This is a genomic window from Mycolicibacterium sp. HS_4_1 (genome assembly GCF_054515875.1).
The window spans coordinates 5,669,112-5,685,793 of record NZ_CM137261.1; the positions used below are offsets into that span (position 1 = coordinate 5,669,112).

The window sequence follows — 16,682 nt, forward strand, 5'->3', positions numbered from 1 at the left end:
GATACCCGAAGATAACGCTCAGCTTGAGGCCCTCGAGCGTTGCTGGCTGCAGGCCCCGGTGCCGAGCGCCTGCTCGTGTCTCACCGTCGCGCGCCTGCGGCGGGCGTTCAGCGCAGACTATCCAACAGCGTTGTCAGGGTGCGCTTTTCATCGTCGGCGCTGGGATTGGCGGACCTGATCGATTTGAGTACGGCGTCGATCTGATGGTCCAGAACCGACCAGGTGTCGGGGTCGATGGCCTGTAGCCGGTCTTGAGCGTGGTCCCATGCGGTTTCCAGGTCGGTGATCCGGGTCCGGGCACCGGATTGATCTCCGGCGGTCACCTTCACCAGGGTGTCCTGCGTGATCGTGCGGAAGTTGGCGATATCGGCGGCCGGGAATGCGCTGACCTTGCCCGGTGTGAGGGGCGCGGCTGCCGCGACAGGGCCGGCCTCGTCCTCGCTGCCGCCTTTCGTGGAGTGCGGCTGCATCGATGCCCACTGCAGCAGCGCGCCGGCAGCCAGGACAACGACGGCGTAGTAGCCGACCGTGCTGACAACCGACACCCGTCGTACCGGCCTGGGCGATGTTGATTGTTGCGGCGTCTCTTGCCGTGCCTCGATGACATCGACGCGAGTGAGGGTGAGGTAGGTGACCGCGGCGGCGATCGCGACCAGGAAGATCACGCTGGTCAGCCCGTAGCTCAACCCCAATCCGTGGTCAGTTTGCGGCGCGGCGAGAAAGTCGCCGAGATTGGCGCCCAGCGGCCGGGTCAGGATATACGCCAGCCAGAACGACAGCACCGAATTCACCCCGACGCGCCAGCCGATGGCGACCGCGGCGATCAGGGTCAGCGGCAGCAGGACCGATATTCCGGGGGGCCACCCGGTCAGCGCCAGGGTCCAGTCACCGGCCGCGGTGCCCAGGGCGAAGGTGACCAGAACGGCCAGCCAGTAGAACACTTCACGCGGTCGGGTGGTGATGCTGTGGATCGACAGGGTGCGCTCCCGGGCGTACCAGACGCCGAACACCACCACCAGCGCGACCGTGAAGACCGTCGTACTCACTGACAGCGGAACAGCGAGCGTGTCCGTGAGGATGTCGGTGTACAGGGTGCCGGCCACGCTGACCACCACGACCGTGAGCCAATACACCGTCGGTACATACCGCGACAGCCGCAGCTGAACGGCCAAGACCGCGCCCAGCACGACGGTGAAGATCACGGCCGTCAGCTCAAGGCCGACACCCAGACCCATATTGATCCAGTCGGCGAAACTCTCCCCGACGGTGGTGCACAGAATCTTGATCAGCCAAAACCAGATGGTAACTTCGGGCACTTTGCTCGCAGTCACCCGCCAGGCGCGGGTCTGCACGCGGGTAGCAGGGGTCATACCCGCCGACTGTAGATATCGCATGCTGAACCGACGCTGAGAAAGACTGACTCGTCCGCACACTCGCACGGCTCACGCTGAGAGGACGCTGAGATCGCTTGCGGTGTCGCGGGGCATTTCTGATGCAGCCTTCGGTCAACGCATGTCACCATCGTGGGCATGATCGATCCGAATACCGCCCAAGCGACTGTTTTGATCGCGGCGCTTCAGGATCAGTTGGCTACGATGGTGCCGAGGCTGGCGCAGGCCGAGCTTGACGTTTGCTCCGGGCAGCCCCAACACATCAGGGCGATCCGGCTCGATATCGCGCAGCTGCGCCGCGATGTCCACCACGCAGAGTTCCTTATTGCGCGGCTACATCACCGATTTCCGGCGACTGAGGTCTGGGCACCGACACTAGTTGCGGACGTCGAATGACCGCAGGACCCGCCACTGAAGTCAACCCGGTGATACCGCCGCATTCGGATGCGCACATCGGTTAAGCCGCCGATTATCGATTCGCAAGGAGGGAAGGGACGTTGACGGGTTTGTGGCGGGAGGTCAGGTGAAAGTTCTGCTGGTCGAAGACGAACCGGCCCTATCTGCGACGCTGTCGATGGGACTTCGGGCTGACGGCTTTCTGGTGGTAGCCACCGGGGACGGCGTCGAGGGACTGCACGAGGCCGTCACCAACAGCTACGACGTGGTGGTCCTGGACATCATGCTGCCCGGGCTCAACGGTTACGAGGTATTGCGGCAGATGCGGGCGCAAGGCATCTGGACGCCGGTGCTGATGCTGACCGCCAAAGACGGTGAATACGACCAGACCGACGCTTTCGAGCTGGGCGCCGACGACTACCTGACCAAGCCGTTCTCCTACCGGGTGCTGGTGGCTCGGCTGCGTGCGCTCGTGCGGCGCGGCGCGCCGGAGCGACCGATGGTGCTCGCCGCCGGGACCTTGTCGCTTGACCCGTCGCGTCGCACGGTGACCCGCGCCGGCACGCCAATCGCGTTGACGCCGCGCGAGTTTGGTGTCCTGGAGTTTCTGATGCGGCACAAAGACACGGTGGTGACCAAGGCGGACATGCTGCGCGGCGTGTGGGATGTGCACTACGAGGGTCAGGACAATGTGGTCGAGGTGTACGTCGGGTATCTGCGCCGCAAGATCGATACGCCGTTTGGTACCAACACGATTGAGACGATCCGTGGGGTGGGCTACCGACTACTGCCGTGACGGCAGGCTGACCCGAACCGCGGTGCCGCCGCCAGGGCGTTCCCCGATGGTGACCCGGCCGCCGTGGGCGGCGACGATCTCGGCGACAATTGCCAGCCCGAGTCCGGTGCCGCCACCACCGCGCGATCGCGAGGAATCCAGCCGCACGAAGCGGTCAAATACGGCTCTCCGCTTGGCCGGGGGGATGCCCGGGCCGTCGTCACTGACAGTCAATTCGATCTGGCCGGCACAATCGTGCACCGAGATGTCGATCCGTGAGTGGGCGTGGCGGTCGGCGTTGTCCAGCAGGTTGCGCAACACCCGGGTCAGGGCGGCGGCATCACCGGTTAATCGTGCGGGCTGCAGATTCGTGCACACGGTGTGGGTGCTTGCGTGTCGGAGCCGCGTTGCCTCGCGTTCAGCGAGATCGTCGAGGTCGACGTCCTCGGCGCGCAGCATCAGCGCCCGCTCATCAGCCCGGGCCAACAGCAGCAGGTCCTCGACCAGGGCCTGCATCCGGTAAGCCTCGGGAATCAATGTGCCAGTGGTCAATTCCGAATTCAGCAGCTCCGGATGGGCCTGGCCCACCTCCAACGCCGAAATGATTGCCGCCAGTGGGCTTCTCAGCTCGTGCGAGGCATCGCCGACGAACTGGCGCTGCGCCGCGTGCCCGGCCTCGATGCGGGCGAGCATCGCGTTCATCGTGTGGGCCAACTCTGAAATCTCGTCTCGGTGCTGCGGCACCGGCACTCGCTCTGACAGGTCAGTGGTGGAGATGTCAGAGACGCGGACCCTGATGGCCTCCACCGACCGCAGGGAGCGTTTCACCAGCCGATAGGTGGCCACGGCCGAGGCTACGATGATGATTGGCGCGGCTGCACCGAGAAGCAGCGCAACGGTTTTCAGCGTCGCTTCGGCGGACTCGCTGCTACCGGCGACCAGGATCGTGTAGTCGCCCTGGGGGGTATGGACGCGCCAGCCGCTGATACGGAGCCCGTCGTCGGTGCCGTCGCCGATCACACCGTGGCGGGGGCCCGAACCGATGTCGGTCACCGGTATGACCGCGGTGGTGGGGGCGCCGACGGATCGGCGCACCACCTGGCCGGCCGGATTGATCACCTGGACCGTCACGATCCGCTGATCGATGGCGAGTAAGGAGGCGTCCAGGTCGGCGGGCGAGTCGTCGTGCAGGGCCGAGGCCAGATTGGTGACCCGGTCGGTAACGGCGGCGTCAATGCCGGCCAGCAGGGTGGTGTTGAGCACCGTGATGAGCCCCGCGCTGGTGACGATGAACGCCACCAGGACGACCGTTGCGGACACCGCCGCCGACCGCACTGGGATCCCCCAATGAGCCGGGGACATCCGGCTGATGCTGCGCATGCCTGTGCACTGTAGGACGCCACCTCGATCTTGGCGATCTCTCAGCCAGCATTTGCCACACTCACGTGCCGCGGCGAAGCACCCGGCGTCATCGACATCGAATCGAGGAGGACCTGGTGCGAACACTTTTTCGCGCGGTGATCGCGTGCGGCATCGCCGCGGCCGTGCAGGTTGCCGGCACCGGTACCGCTCATGCTGGCCTGGACAACGAACTGAGCCTGGTCGACGGCCACGACCGGACATTGACGGTGCAGCAGTGGGACACGTTCCTCAACGGGGTATTCCCGTTGGACCGCAACCGGCTGACCCGCGAGTGGTTCCACTCCGGTAAAGCCGCCTACACGTGTGAAGGCGCGGGCTGCGACGACTTCGCGGGCACCCTGGAACTCGGGTACCAGATCGGTTTCCCGTGGTCACTGGGCGTAGGCATCAACTTTAGCTACACCACGCCGAACATCCTGCTCGACAATGTCGGTCCCGGGACGCTGCGCGGCGCGTGCTGTGGCGGCATCATCACCCCGAACTTGCTTCCGGGAGTGTCGATTTCCGCTGACCTGGGTAACGGCCCCGGCGTCCAGGAAGTGGCGACGTTCTCGGTGGACGTGTCCGGTCCGCATCGCGCAGTGGCGGTGTCCAACGCGCACGGCACCGTCACCGGCGCCGCCGGCGGGGTACTGCTACGCCCATTCGCACGCCTGATCTCCAAGACCGGCGACTCGGTCACCACCTACGGCGAACCCTGGAACATGAACTGACAACCGGCCCGGCCGCGCGATTGCCACAACGCGTCTCGCTGCGATCGCGGGACTGCGCCTTCGGTGCGCTCTGTGCATAACCCGGGGATGGGCGGTGGTGCCGGCAGCGGCATAGCTGCCACTGACCAGTCCGCCATGACACGGCGCGCAAGGCTCGGCCGCTGGTAAAGCTCACCGGGCATGCCCGGGCGGTGCTACCTGCGGGATTTCTCAGGCGCGTTCAGCGGCAGCTCAGCCGCAGTCGGGCACGGTCAATGCATCGCCAGATCGGCGGAGAATCGAACGAAAGGGAAATAACAGTGACCATTCGCAAAGACACGATGGCGGCCGCGGTAGGCGCGGCCCTGCTGGCCGGCATGATCGGCAGCGGCGTTGCGCTAGCACATGCCACCCCGATACCGGGCCCACAGGCTCCGGTTGTCGATGCACCGGAGCCGGGTGACACACCTGATGTTCCGGGAGCCCCAGACAACGACGGTATTCAGGGCGGTGACCGGAGCGGCCCGGAGGTGCCTGACACCCCAGCAACTCCCCTGCCCCCAAGGCGGTAGCGGCACCGCCGCTATGAGACTCTCACCCGCGGCGGCGGGCCTGCCAACGTGGCGGGTCCGCCGCTGCACCACACGCGAACAGCGCAGAACATGCCGCCCTGCAAAGCAAGGGCGCCCCCGCGCACCATCGCGATAACGCGTTACTGGGACACGTAACAGCACCATTTTCGGCAGCACAGTCCTTCCGCTGGGTGTGCGTCCGCGTCACCCAGAAGAAACAGACCAAGTCAGAGTGAACCGCCCCGGGTTCGATGCACACCGGTTATTGGTGGGCAGCCTCGGATTGGGCTGCGGTCGTAGCGTAGTAGACGGTCTCGAATTCGATCGGTGGGATACGTCCCAGGCGGTGCATGAGCCGGCCGGTGTTGTACCAATGCACCCAGTCCGCGGTGAGCAGTTCCACGTCGGTCAGCCGGTGCAGCGGGCCGCGCCGAAACGGCGAATCGTCGCGGACGGCTTCGTGCTTGTAGAGCCCGATGGTCGTCTCGGCCAGGGCATTGTCGTAGGCGTCTCCGATCGACCCGATCGACGGAACGAGCCCGGACAGCGCCAAGGTTTCCCCGAAGCGCACCGACGTATACTGCGATCCTGCGTCGCTGTGGTGAATAGTGCGGCCGGACAATGGATTACCCTCACGTCTGCGAAGTTCGGCGGCGTGCCGGATCGCCCGACGCACGAACCCGTCACGCTTGCCCGCCGAGCAGGTCCAGCCCACGATCCGCCCGGCGTACGCATCGATGGCGAACGCGGTGTAGACGAACACCCCGCTGGCCAAACGGACATACGTGAAGTCAGCCACCAGCAACATGTTCGGAGCAGGCACCCGGAACTGGCGGTCCACCAGATCCGGCGCCCGCCCGGCGGCCGGATCAGCGATGGTCGTGCGGACCTTCTTACGGCGGGTCACTCCACGCCAGCCCTTGGCTTTCATGAGGCGCTCGACGGTGCAGCGGGCCACCGGGATGCCCTGACGGTTCAGGTGAGCCCACATCTTGGTCGCCCCGTACAGCGACTCAGGTGCGCGGCGGCCATCGGCGTCGGGCTCGTAGAGGCCAGCGAGCACCTGCGTGATGACCGTGTCCCACAACGCGCGCGCCGACGGCGGTCGCGAGGCCCAGGCATAGAAGGTTCTCGGGGCAATCTGGCAGCCGTGCTCGGACAGCACGCGGCAGATCGAAGCGACCCCGAACCGAGCGCGGTGCTCGGCGATGAACGCACAAATCAGCGGCGTCGCGGGTCGCTCTCCCGCGCGAAGAAACTTGTTGCCGCTTTGAGGATTTCGATGGTTTCCTCGAGCTCACGATTCTTACGTTTGAGCTCGCGCAACTCGCGCACCGTGTCAGTGGGCACGCCGTCGCGCTGGCCGGCATCGACCTCGGCCTGGTTGGACCACCGGCGCAGCGATTCATAGGACACGCCCAACCGCTTGGCGACCGCCTCCAGACAAGCCGTGCGGGTGTCGTACTCCTCGACATGGTCAGCGACCAGTCGCACTGCCCGGGCCTTGAACTCCTCGTCGTACTTCTTCGGCATGATGCGAACTACCTTCCCTCGAAAGAAGGTGTGCATCAAACCCGGGGCGGTTCAGAGTAGCGGGATCACTGTTCAGTCCGGCTGATCGATTCGCTCGAAAGGCGTTGCTGTGTAGGTGGTTTTGGTGTTGCCACCAGGGATGGTTTCGGTTTTCATGATGGCCAGTACACAAACGCGCTCACCCTGAACCGCCCTGAGTTTGTTGCACACAGATCGGCTGCGGTATCGACCTCGGACAGATTCGTCCGATCAGCCAGATAGGTGCCCAGACAACGAACACCAACCTCCACCGAAAGCACCCTCCACGGAGCACCCGGTGGGTCAACCCCCAAGGGACCCTCGGCTGTCTACTTTCAGAATTCGCCAACAGACGGTGTCGACTCATGCCCGGGATGGGATATAGGCGTCAGCCCACCGAAAATGCAAAGTATCTCGGGACCAACGGTGGTAGGACGTCCCGACAAACCTTGCAAAACCCAGCAACCGCGGAGCCAGACTGCGATGTTCAATGGGATCGGACAATCGGGATGTCGAACGCCGAGCTGCTCTTCTCGAGCGTCCGCTCGAACACCGTCATGGCCGGCGACCAGTTCGCGGCGATTGCGGCGTCGGCGCGGGCGTGCTCGGCCTCGGGCAGAATCCGCGCGATGCCCGCGACCGGCTGCCCCTTCGGCCGGCCCCGAAGATTGCACGGCACCACAACCACCCGCGGATCGTGACGCACCCGCTTCACCTTGCCCGTCGACGCATCGGTGCGGACATACAACCTGCCGTCGGCGACACCGTGATTGATCGGACTGGGCATGGCCTCACCCGAGCGCTTGAACGTGACGAGGACGATCTGTCGCGCCCTGTCGAAGCCCGTAAAATCGGACCTCGTCGGCTCCCCGATATCGAAGGCGTCCCGGTGACGCAACTTGTCCATGCCCCGAAACATCAACTTGCTCATGGCCGAAACCGCATTACTGGGCATCTGCTCGTCCAATCGCCGTTGGTCTCGTCAGGCTTCGTCCGGCTCCGCCGACCACAGCCAGGTTCGCACCACCCAGTCGGTCACCGCGCCGCCGACGACGAACGGATCGGCGACCGCGAATCGCTCGGCAGCATCCTTGTCGGTGAACACAGCCAGCGCCCCGAACTCCCCCGGGCCGGCGTCCTGGACCGGTCCCAGCATCAGGAGGACCCCCGGGTGTTCCTGACGGAACTGACCAGCGTGTGCCTGGTGCGCGGGAAACAGCTCCGCTATTTTCGCCCGCGCCTGCTCCGTCGACGAATAGACCAGCAGGTACCGCGGTAGCCACTGAGCCGTCATGGCAAAAGCGTAGTCCGGACGTTGAATTCATCGTGAGCACAATGGTGGATCCCCGACGTCGGCGAACATAACGTCGCCCGCGTGAGTGCTTCCGTGACTTCCCTCAACGCGATCACCGACGCCACCCGGGCGGCCGTCGCCGGCAATCCCGCCGCGGCCACCGTGGTGTTCAAAGCCTCCGCGCAGCCCGAAGGCACCGTCGGCAGCGAGATCACGCTCGGCACGTACCGCATCCACGCCGACGAGCCACCGGCGCTCGGTGGACAGCACACGGCGCCCAACCCCGTCGAGTACTACCTCGCCGCGCTGCTGTCCTGCCAGGTGGTGACGTACCGTTTCTGGGCCGAGCGGCTCGGCATCCAGGTCGACTCGCTCAGCGCGAGCGCCGAAGGCGATCTCGATGTGCGCGGCTTCTTCGGTCTGGACCACAACGTCCGCCCCGGCTTCCAACAGATCCGAGTCACGGTCAACGTCTCCGGCCCGGAATCCCCGGAGCGCTACCGCGAACTCCAGGACGCGGTGGATGCACACTGCCCGGTGCTGGATCTGACGACCGGGGCGACTCCGGTGCATACGCGGCTGATCATCAGGTGATGGGTCCGGTCTGATTTGTTGAGCCGCCGGAATCTCAACTTCCCGAGGCGGCACCTGCCGTCGCGCCGAGGCACATTGCGTCGGGTGTCGTACCGGTCCACCCGCGGTAGGCGCGGTAGAAGGAACTGGTGTCCTTGTAGCCGACCAGCAGGGCGATTTGAGCGACGCTGGTATCTCCGGTGGTGAGATAATGGCGGGCGAGGCTTTCCCGGGTGCGGCTCAATCCGGCTTGGAAGCTGGTGTCTTCGGCTTGGGGTTGACGCTGCAGCGTGCGCTGACTCACTGTCAGCCTGTGGGACACGGTCTCGACGTCTGATTGCCCGGCCGGCAGCGCTTCGAGGAGCACCGTGCGCACCCGTTCGGTCATCGACGAGGATCGAGGCAGTTCGGACAGCCGGGCACGCAATTGTGGTGAGAAGTACGACCACACATGAGCGTTCTCGGTGACGAACGCGAGGTCGGCGTCTTCATCGCGGAACATAACCGCGTCAGCGCAATTTCGTCCACACGTGTATGCGAATCACTGCAGATGGAGTTCGGCACCGACCAGCACCGATCCGGCGTAGTCGGCGTACCACCGGTGGCATCTACTCGACCGCGAGCTAATAATCCGTCGCAGCGCACGGTGCGGTCGAGACCGGGCCGTACTGCCCCCGGGGTGCCGGCTGGTGGCCGGGTGTGCAGATCCCCGAGCGGGGCTACGGAACTGATCGAAACCCCGCGCCAGGCTTCCTGATCGGGCGCAGCGCACAAAGCTCACAGACCGACAAAACCTATCGTGAACAGCTCCTTACCGGACGGACACTGCCGAGAAACCGAATTTGGCCTGCGCCTTGCGATCGTGTGCAGATGGCAATCGATCTCACCGACGCGCTTCCCCGCACTCAGCTGGGTGCTGGGTCACCCGTGACGACGAGCCGAGCAGGAACATGAGAGAACGATGCACGAAGGCCGTTGCGGCGCTCGTCGGCTATCTACGCTTCGGCCAGCCGCCGGATGCCCCGGCGACAGGTTACAGCCCCCTGCTGGCGTTGGTGCCCCGGCGTCTCGCAGATGATGAAATCAGCGTAATGGCAGACCATTTCGCGCCGCAGGCTGCGGCCGTGTCAGATGTCGACATCGCCGTCGCAATCATGACCTACACAGACGACGTCGCCGACCGCGCGGACATCGACCGCGTCAGGCGATCACTGTCGAGCAGCTGCTGACTGTCGTGGCGAGGCGGTCCGCAATGCACCCCCGGGCAGCGATTCGAGGTACGCACGTGAGCACGTACGCAGTCCTCCTGTCCTGCGCCACCGACGCCGTCGATGGGCCGGCTCTGGTGCGCCCCGAACGCTACTGTCAGTCTCACGACGCAACAGCGTTCGGCGAACGGATGCGCCGCGAACAGGGCCTCGAATATGAAGTGATGATCTGGACCGGACCGACTTGGCGCAGCGTTCGCGGCGAAACCGCCCGCGAAGTCATCCGGCGTAGGTGGCAACCCTGATGTACTCCAAATTTCCGCGGTAAGCATGTCACCATTCACGCCTGCGCATTGACGGGCAAAATCGGAATGAATTGTGGTAGCCGAGCTTCCACGAACGACGGCTACATCCGTGGATCAACCGGACTGACGCCGTCGTGGCGATCGAACTAAATATCGTCACCGGATTCCGTATCGATGGCACAGCTGCCTAGCGGCGGCTCAATCTTTATTCCGCACTGCGCGGCTCCGATGGGCGCTCGAATACATATCGCCATGGGAGCAAGCAACTTGCAGGACAATGGCTTTGATCCCTAGACCACGAGTTGGCCATCGCCCTGGACGAATCATCACTATCGCTGGGAGAAACAATCGCCCACCTAGACCGCAGCCCCCAAGCTATCGCCGCCAAGCATGCCATCACCACCCAACCACGACCTCACCGACACTGACCGGTACGGACTCGGCCAACTCTGCAGGCATAGCCGCAGTTGGTTCGGCGATCGCTACCAGGAAACCCATCGGCCCCGTGCAGAAACCTCGCGTGCCCCACGGGGGTCGGGGTTAGTCGTCATCGTCATCGTCGGGGCTGACGAACAAGGTGATCCAGTCGTCCACCACATCCCAGAGAGTCATCATGCCGCCGTCCGACTCGTCGTCCAACAGTCCAGCTCCAGCGGTCCATACGGCGTTGTCTTGCTTGCCCCTATTGATGAAGATGTAGCCACCGGCGCCGTCTGAATAAAACATGATCAGATTGCCCGCTAGAGGTGGATTGGGACTGTCCGAACAACGGTGGATCTGATCTTGGTCTGACACGCCGAGCGTGAGCTTGGCGGGAAGGACTGACGATGTCAGAAACACTCGAATCTATGGCGATTGACCTGGATCAACGGCAGCTAGCGGAGCAGCTGCTCGCACAAGCGAAGGAACAAGGCGTCGAGCTGGTCGGCCCGAATGGGCTGCTGAACCAGTTGACCAAGAACGTGCTGGAAACGGCACTGGATGCCGAGATGGCCGAGCACCTGGGCTATGACAAGCATGACCCGGCTGGCCGCGGCAGCGGTAATTCCCGCAACGGCACCCGGACCAAAACGGTGTTCACCGAGATCGGCCCGGTCGAGATCGACGTGCCGCGGGACACCAACAGCTCGTTCGAGCCGCAGATCGTGAAGAAACGTCAACGGCGCCTGACGGGGATCGATGAAATCGTATTGTCGCTGACGGCAAAGGGATTGACCACTGGGGAGATTGCCGCCCACTTCGCCGACGTCTACGGAGCCACGGTATCCAAGGACACCATCTCGCGGATCACCGACAAGGTGGTCGGCGAGATGACCGAGTGGTGCAACCGGCCGCTGGAGTCGGTGTATCCGGTGGTGTTCATCGATGCGATCTTCGTCAAGGTCCGCGATGGTCAGGTCACCAACCGGCCCATCTACGTCGCGATCGGGGTCACCTGCACCGGTGAGCGCGACATCCTGGGCCTGTGGGCCGGCGATGGCGGTGAGGGTGCAAAATTCTGGTTGGCGGTACTCACAGAGATCAAGAACCGCGGCACCGCCGATGTGTGCATGGTGGTCTGTGACGGCCTCAAAGGGCTGCCGGAGGCGATCAACACGGTGTGGTCCCGCGCGGTGGTGCAGACGTGCGTGATTCATCTGCTGCGCAACACCTTTCGTTACGCGTCGCGTAAGTACTGGGATCAGATCGCCAAGGACATCCGGCCGGTCTACACCGCGGCAACCGAGGCTGCGGCCAAGGAACGGTTCGTCGAGTTCACCGCCAAGTGGGGTGCGCAGTATCCGGCAATCACGGCGCTGTGGGAGAACGCCTGGAGTGAGTTTGTGCCGTTCCTGGACTACGACGTCGAGATTCGTCGCGTCATCTGCTCGACGAATGCGGTCGAATCCCTCAATGCCCGCTACCGGCGGGCGATTCGGGCCCGCGGGCACTTCCCGACCGAACAGGCCGCGCTCAAGTGCCTCTACCTGGTGACCCGATCCCTAGACCCCACCGGCCGCGGTAAGGCACGATGGGCGATGAGGTGGAAGCCCGCACTGAACGCGTTCGCGATCACCTTTAACGGCCGGATCACTCCGACTGGCAACTAACCAAATGCCAGGATCAGATCCACCGTTTATCTGACAGTCCCGGTGGATTCGCCGGCGGGTCTGAAAGGTACTTGAGGACGCTATCGCCGACCCAAGACCGCAAATCGATGAGGCGGCGTGATCGGTACAGGCCTGCGGGTTCGCCCTCGACCTGGTTGAGTAGGCCATCATGGATTTTGGTGTAGAACGTCTGGACCGAGTCCGGGAGCTCGGCGACCAGGGCAGGCGGTGTTGTGGTCGGCGGGTAGCCGACAAGGTAGATCGGGTCCTCATCGGGTGAGGTGAAGACGTACAAGATGGCGATCCCGTGATAGCTCTCCGAGGCGATCCGCGAGAGCGAGCTGTGGCCATAGTCCGTCAGGGACTGCCCGAAGCGGGGAAGGACGCCCGGGAGCGCTGAGCCCCATTGCGCGAGAATCAGTTCCGTCGATTCGGCCGCATTCAGTCCCGCGAGTTGCGGCCACCATGTGGGAAGTGCCTGTGCCTCTTCATCGGTGAGAGGATTGTCTGAGGTCACCGGCTCGATGCGGCACTCCAGGTACTCGGCAGCGTCGGCCGTGAGATCGGCTCTGTCCATGGTTATCCCTTCGATATGCGGGCTAGCGGCCGCGCACGAGTGCGACTGATTCGGTGAAGATCTGCTTGGCGAAGGCCGGATCGATCGGATTAGACGGGGGCGTCGCGCTAGGGTCGGAGGTCACGATCAAGGTAACGGCATGAAATCCGTCTAGCCATGTCTTGTAATGGTAGCCGTCGATCACGCGCCCACCGCGATTGCTCACGGTATGTGTTGCTTCCACCTTCAGCCCTGCTATCTGGGGTGTGTCGGCAGGGGTCGTGATCGCGTGGCCGTCCGGGAAAGTGCCGTTCATATAGGAGCAGTCCACGGTGGAGTCTTCGTGGGGGCCTCCACTAGAAGGCAACTGTTGGGCGGAAATGACGTAGAACAGACCCTTGCCATAAGCGTTAACCCCGTAAATCGTCTCGCCCAGAATTCCTTCGGTCTGCTGCTTTGCGCATGCGGCCGGGCGGACCTCACCGGGTTTGGGCCTCTTGAGCGAGTCGACAGTTACTTGGTTGATCACTCGCTGACCGCTGCGGGATTCGTAGCTCGCAGGGAGCTTTTGAACGATCTGCACCACGCGGGACGGGTCGATACCGCGATCTGACGAGGTGTCGCGGAGCCAGTACACGCCACCGATCACGGCTGCCGCCGCAAGAGAAATGGCTGCTGCTGCGAGCAGACCGCGACCCCGCATTGTCGTCGGTAGCGCAGCCTTGAATCGCGTCATGAGACCTGTCCTCACTTGGCACCCACGAGGTCGAGTATGAGTTCTTTGGTGCCTTCTTTCGCCGCGATACCGATTGCGCGGTCAGCTATTGCGCCGGTGCCCAACGACTCAACGCAATCGAGTATGCAGCTGACGATAGTGACGCCCCATCCGACTCCGTCGGCGACGTTTCCTGCGTTGCGTTCCCACCACCCCGGTTGGGGTGTAGGCGCCGAGGTTTGAGGTGGCGCTGCTGGCTGCTGAGCCGGAACTGCGGACGGTGCGACCGTTTCCGGGGCCGGCGGCTGCGCAGGCACAGTTACCGGTGCAGGCGCCTGAGGAGCCGCGGGAGCCTGTGGCGCAGAAGTTGCCTGGGCCGGTGCCGACACCGGAGGTGGGTCGATACTCGTCTGCTTCGGAATTTGAGATGCCTGGTTGGCCTGCCATTCGGCGAAGGCTTTCTCCATAGCTTCGGTGGCCATCTGTTCGTCAGCGCACATGTGTCTTGGAGATCTTTCGGTGTCGGCTGCGGGTCGAGCATGTCACTGTAATTCCAACCGGCCACGTCATCATCCCCCTTAGAGAAATTCCAAGGGCCCTCAAGCAGCTTCAAATTAGCAACCATATTTACCAGACGCAGCTTCGTCTTCTCGTCTGTTATTCCGTACTCCTTGAACTTGTCCCACAAGCGCCGCAATGGCAGGGCGTGATCCACCGTCCACCCTTCGGGAATGTTCTTTATTCCCTTTTCTCTCTTAAAAATTCTGACCGCTTGCTTGCGGGCCTTTCTCTTGAACTTGTCATACATCGCCTTCTCGTCTCCCTGTAGGGTTGCCGTTTTGGGCAGGAGGAAGCTGTTGGGGTCGCATTCGTTCTTCTTTTGTTGCTGGTTCGGATCTTCCTGGTTTTCTTGATTTTCCTGGTCGAACTGCTGCTTCTGTTGTTCGAGTTGTTGCTGCTGCTCGTCAAGGTCTGATTGTTTGCTATCGAGCTCGTATTCCCGCTGGTCCAACTGGGCTTGTTGGTCAGCGCGCTCTTGTTGACTTAATTGCTGATTCTGTTCCAGCGCCTGCTGGTCTTGGTCGAGCTGGTCGTACTGCTTATCGAGCTGCTCCTGCTGGCGGCTCAGCGATTCAGACTGTTTGTCGAGGCTTTCCTGCTGCTGTTGTACCTGTTCACGACTCAAATTCTGAGTTTGCGGCGAATTGCTATTCCCGTTCTGCGCCGGGCTTTGGCTGGAGCCTTGATTGGACCCAGAATTTTGCCCGCCGTTAGTGGTCGAGTTCGTCCCCGACTGCCCCTGATTGCCCTGCTGCGACTGTGGCGCCTGGTTAGACTGTTGCGCCGGCGCCTGCGACATTGGGGCCTGCTGGGCGACTGATGGTTGTGCCGCTGCAGTTTGTAGTGGGGCGTCGTAATCCGGGGGTTGCTGGCCATTCGCTGGCTGCAACTGTTGAGGATCGTTGGGAGCGTGTTCATAGCCCTGGCTGCCCGAGCTTTGCGGGGCGCCACTGTTGTAGATGGATATGCCGTTGCCCTGGTCAGGGGCCGGGTAGGAGCCGCTGTTGTATGCGCTTGGGCCATCAGGCATTCCGGGTGGCTGCAACGGAAACGGCGGTCCACCGCCGCTACCGCCGGACCCGCCCGATCCGCCGCCTGGGACGCTGGGCTGGGCGGTGGCTCCCGGCAGCGCCGCAATGGTGGAGCCGTGGTCGTCCCGGGTGGTCGTGATGAGCGCTGCCAGCAGCAATGTCGCGATCGAGAAAATGGCCAGGACGCGCCGGTAGCGGTACACGCCCCACCTCGGCGGCTTCATCGGTGTCATGGCCCAAATCCCCTTCTGGCTCAAGAACTCTGCAAGCGAATCAATGCGACATGCCAAGCCGGGTCAGCCGGGCCCGCCGGCCATGTTCGCTTTGACCCAGGCGACCTCATCGGATGCCGTACGGGTGCAGGCGTCGTAGTCGTCGCCGGTTTGGCCGAACACCGTCACGCACGAGATGGACATGTGCGCCAGTAGCCGGTCGTTGCACGAGTCCACTGACGTGTAGGCAGGGGTTCCGGCCAGGCAGAGTTGTTGGGTTTGGCAGGCGGCCACGAAGTTCGCTGAACGTCCGTCACCGGACGTATAGGCATCGGGGCCGCCCTGGCAGTGCCCCGAGTGGCGCTGGGCGTACGCGGTCGGGTCGACGTTGTCGGGGCGGTGCGCGCCGCCCGGATCGGTGACGTACCCCGCCGGGTTCGGAGGCGTCACTGACGCGGCCGGTGTTCCAGCGGGCAGCCCGGCCCAGTTCGATGTGGGTGCGCCCGTGGTTGCCGCGTCGGAAGCCCGGTAGGACAGGCTGATGGTGACCGGGAACGCGAAAACACTGGTCGGACCCAGATCAATGGTCAGATTCGACTGTCCTGGTGGGAAACCCGGCCCCAGCGTGGGTGTCACGCCGACGAGGGCTTGGTTCGCATCGGTAGCCGCGGGAATGCTGAAAGTGCCGATCACCCGGGCCGGATTGCTCGGTGCGGCATCGGTTTCCACCAACACGACGTTGTTGCCCTGCCGAAGATGCGTCGCGGCAGGCAGCTTCACCCCAAACGGGATCGTGGACGCGGAAAACACCGTCTTGCGGGTCACGGTGATGTCGACGCCGCCACCGGCGTATGGGATGACTTGGTAGTCAACATCGTTCGAGCCGTAAACAGCACCTCCACCGGGCAACCACGCGGCCGGGCCCAACGTGACCTCGCCGGGCAGGTGGATGGCGATCTGGCGATTCGGGTGCGCGGTCGGGACGAAGATGCCGTCCTTGGCCCACATCGGCACCGTCACCGCACCCCGCTCCCCCTGAGCCGCCAACGGGCGCTCCATACCCGCCGTCTCGCCCTGCGGTGTGGTCGAGGAAACCCGGGCGCCGCCAATGGGATTGACCCGGCCTGGGTCCTCGGGCATCGGGCGCTGGTCCGGCAGCGGCACCGGGGGCCGCGACACCGACCCCGGTACGGGGGGATTCGGTGCCGGTGCCGCGGGGTCCGCGTCGGCGGCGCCGGCAGATACACCACCGGCGCTGACCATTGTCAGAAGCACCGCCGCCGCGATGGACGCACAACGATGAGCGCAGCGCGGTGAATGTCCTGAACGCAAAATGTG

Annotated in this window: 19 protein-coding genes; 7 read left to right on the top strand and 12 right to left on the bottom strand. The window is 63.8% G+C overall.

The window, feature by feature from the left end; all coding sequences use genetic code 11:
* Positions 1–107: 107 nt before the first annotated feature.
* Entirely contained in the window at positions 108–1,370 is a 1,263-nt protein-coding gene (locus ACX12F_RS27345) for a COG4705 family protein (protein WP_459367364.1), read from the bottom strand.
* 135 nt (positions 1,371–1,505) lie between these two features.
* A complete protein-coding gene (locus tag ACX12F_RS27350) occupies positions 1,506–1,703 on the bottom strand; it encodes a hypothetical protein (RefSeq protein WP_459367365.1) in 198 nt (65 codons plus the stop codon).
* 211 nt (positions 1,704–1,914) lie between these two features.
* Between ACX12F_RS27350 and ACX12F_RS27355 the strand changes: the two genes are divergently transcribed.
* Positions 1,915–2,583, top strand: coding sequence for a response regulator transcription factor (locus tag ACX12F_RS27355; RefSeq protein WP_459367366.1), 669 nt, complete (start codon positions 1,915–1,917; stop codon positions 2,581–2,583).
* On the opposite strand, the gene ACX12F_RS27360 is transcribed toward ACX12F_RS27355, so the two are convergent.
* A complete protein-coding gene (locus ACX12F_RS27360) occupies positions 2,572–3,942 on the bottom strand; it encodes a sensor histidine kinase (protein ID WP_459367367.1) in 1,371 nt (456 codons plus the stop codon). The genes ACX12F_RS27355 and ACX12F_RS27360 overlap by 12 nt on opposite strands.
* Before the next feature lie 116 nt (positions 3,943–4,058).
* On the opposite strand from ACX12F_RS27360, the gene ACX12F_RS27365 reads away from it, so the two are divergent.
* Positions 4,059–4,697 carry a porin MspA gene (locus ACX12F_RS27365; protein ID WP_459367368.1) on the top strand — a complete coding sequence of 213 codons (639 nt, stop codon included), beginning with the start codon at positions 4,059–4,061 and terminating at the stop codon, positions 4,695–4,697.
* A 299-nt stretch (positions 4,698–4,996) separates the two neighbouring features.
* Positions 4,997–5,248, top strand: coding sequence for a hypothetical protein (locus ACX12F_RS27370; protein ID WP_459367369.1), 252 nt, complete (start codon positions 4,997–4,999; stop codon positions 5,246–5,248).
* Positions 5,249–5,510: 262 nt separating this feature from the next.
* Here the strand turns inward: ACX12F_RS27370 and ACX12F_RS27375 are convergent.
* The 3 genes from ACX12F_RS27375 to ACX12F_RS27385 form a co-directional block, all read right to left on the bottom strand.
* Positions 5,511–6,781 (bottom strand): IS3 family transposase gene (locus ACX12F_RS27375; RefSeq protein ID WP_459367370.1). Its coding sequence is split into 2 segments (ribosomal slippage): positions 5,511–6,508 and positions 6,508–6,781, totalling 1,272 coding nucleotides; the frame shifts between segments, so codons are not numbered across the junction.
* A 505-nt stretch (positions 6,782–7,286) separates the two neighbouring features.
* The gene (locus ACX12F_RS27380; RefSeq protein WP_459367371.1) at positions 7,287–7,730 is read right to left on the bottom strand and encodes a PPOX class F420-dependent oxidoreductase; all 444 of its coding nucleotides are present in this window, start codon (positions 7,728–7,730) and stop codon (positions 7,287–7,289) included.
* Positions 7,731–7,781: 51 nt separating this feature from the next.
* Entirely contained in the window at positions 7,782–8,093 is a 312-nt protein-coding gene (locus ACX12F_RS27385; RefSeq protein WP_459367372.1) for a YciI family protein, read from the bottom strand.
* Positions 8,094–8,174: 81 nt separating this feature from the next.
* On the opposite strand from ACX12F_RS27385, the gene ACX12F_RS27390 reads away from it, so the two are divergent.
* On the top strand, positions 8,175–8,687 hold the full coding sequence (locus tag ACX12F_RS27390) for an OsmC family protein (protein ID WP_459367373.1): 513 nt from the start codon (positions 8,175–8,177) through the stop codon (positions 8,685–8,687).
* A 34-nt stretch (positions 8,688–8,721) separates the two neighbouring features.
* On the opposite strand, the gene ACX12F_RS27395 is transcribed toward ACX12F_RS27390, so the two are convergent.
* Positions 8,722–9,168, bottom strand: coding sequence for a helix-turn-helix transcriptional regulator (locus tag ACX12F_RS27395; protein WP_459367374.1), 447 nt, complete (start codon positions 9,166–9,168; stop codon positions 8,722–8,724).
* A gap of 448 nt (positions 9,169–9,616) precedes the next feature.
* On the opposite strand from ACX12F_RS27395, the gene ACX12F_RS27400 reads away from it, so the two are divergent.
* Entirely contained in the window at positions 9,617–9,895 is a 279-nt protein-coding gene (locus ACX12F_RS27400; protein ID WP_459367375.1) for a DUF3349 domain-containing protein, read from the top strand.
* Positions 9,896–9,951: 56 nt separating this feature from the next.
* Entirely contained in the window at positions 9,952–10,179 is a 228-nt protein-coding gene (locus ACX12F_RS27405; RefSeq protein WP_459367376.1) for a hypothetical protein, read from the top strand.
* Positions 10,180–10,719: 540 nt separating this feature from the next.
* Here ACX12F_RS27405 and ACX12F_RS27410 read toward each other — a convergent pair.
* The gene (locus tag ACX12F_RS27410; protein ID WP_459367377.1) at positions 10,720–10,905 is read right to left on the bottom strand and encodes a hypothetical protein; all 186 of its coding nucleotides are present in this window, start codon (positions 10,903–10,905) and stop codon (positions 10,720–10,722) included.
* 122 nt (positions 10,906–11,027) lie between these two features.
* On the opposite strand from ACX12F_RS27410, the gene ACX12F_RS27415 reads away from it, so the two are divergent.
* Positions 11,028–12,269 (top strand): IS256 family transposase, encoded by a 1,242-nt coding sequence (locus tag ACX12F_RS27415; protein WP_459366463.1) that lies wholly within the window; start codon positions 11,028–11,030, stop codon positions 12,267–12,269.
* 13 nt (positions 12,270–12,282) lie between these two features.
* Here ACX12F_RS27415 and ACX12F_RS27420 read toward each other — a convergent pair whose 3' ends face one another.
* The 4 genes from ACX12F_RS27420 to ACX12F_RS27435 form a co-directional block, all read right to left on the bottom strand.
* Entirely contained in the window at positions 12,283–12,846 is a 564-nt protein-coding gene (locus ACX12F_RS27420; protein WP_459367378.1) for a hypothetical protein, read from the bottom strand.
* Positions 12,847–12,868: 22 nt separating this feature from the next.
* Positions 12,869–13,561, bottom strand: a complete 693-nt coding sequence (locus ACX12F_RS27425) for a DUF5642 family protein (RefSeq protein ID WP_459367379.1) — start codon at positions 13,559–13,561, stop codon at positions 12,869–12,871.
* Positions 13,562–13,859: 298 nt separating this feature from the next.
* On the bottom strand, positions 13,860–15,365 hold the full coding sequence (locus ACX12F_RS27430; protein WP_459367380.1) for a hypothetical protein: 1,506 nt from the start codon (positions 15,363–15,365) through the stop codon (positions 13,860–13,862).
* A 63-nt stretch (positions 15,366–15,428) separates the two neighbouring features.
* Complete coding sequence (locus ACX12F_RS27435; RefSeq protein WP_459367381.1) at positions 15,429–16,619, bottom strand: hypothetical protein; 1,191 nt, start codon at positions 16,617–16,619, stop codon at positions 15,429–15,431.
* Between the last annotated feature and the right edge of the window lie 63 nt (positions 16,620–16,682).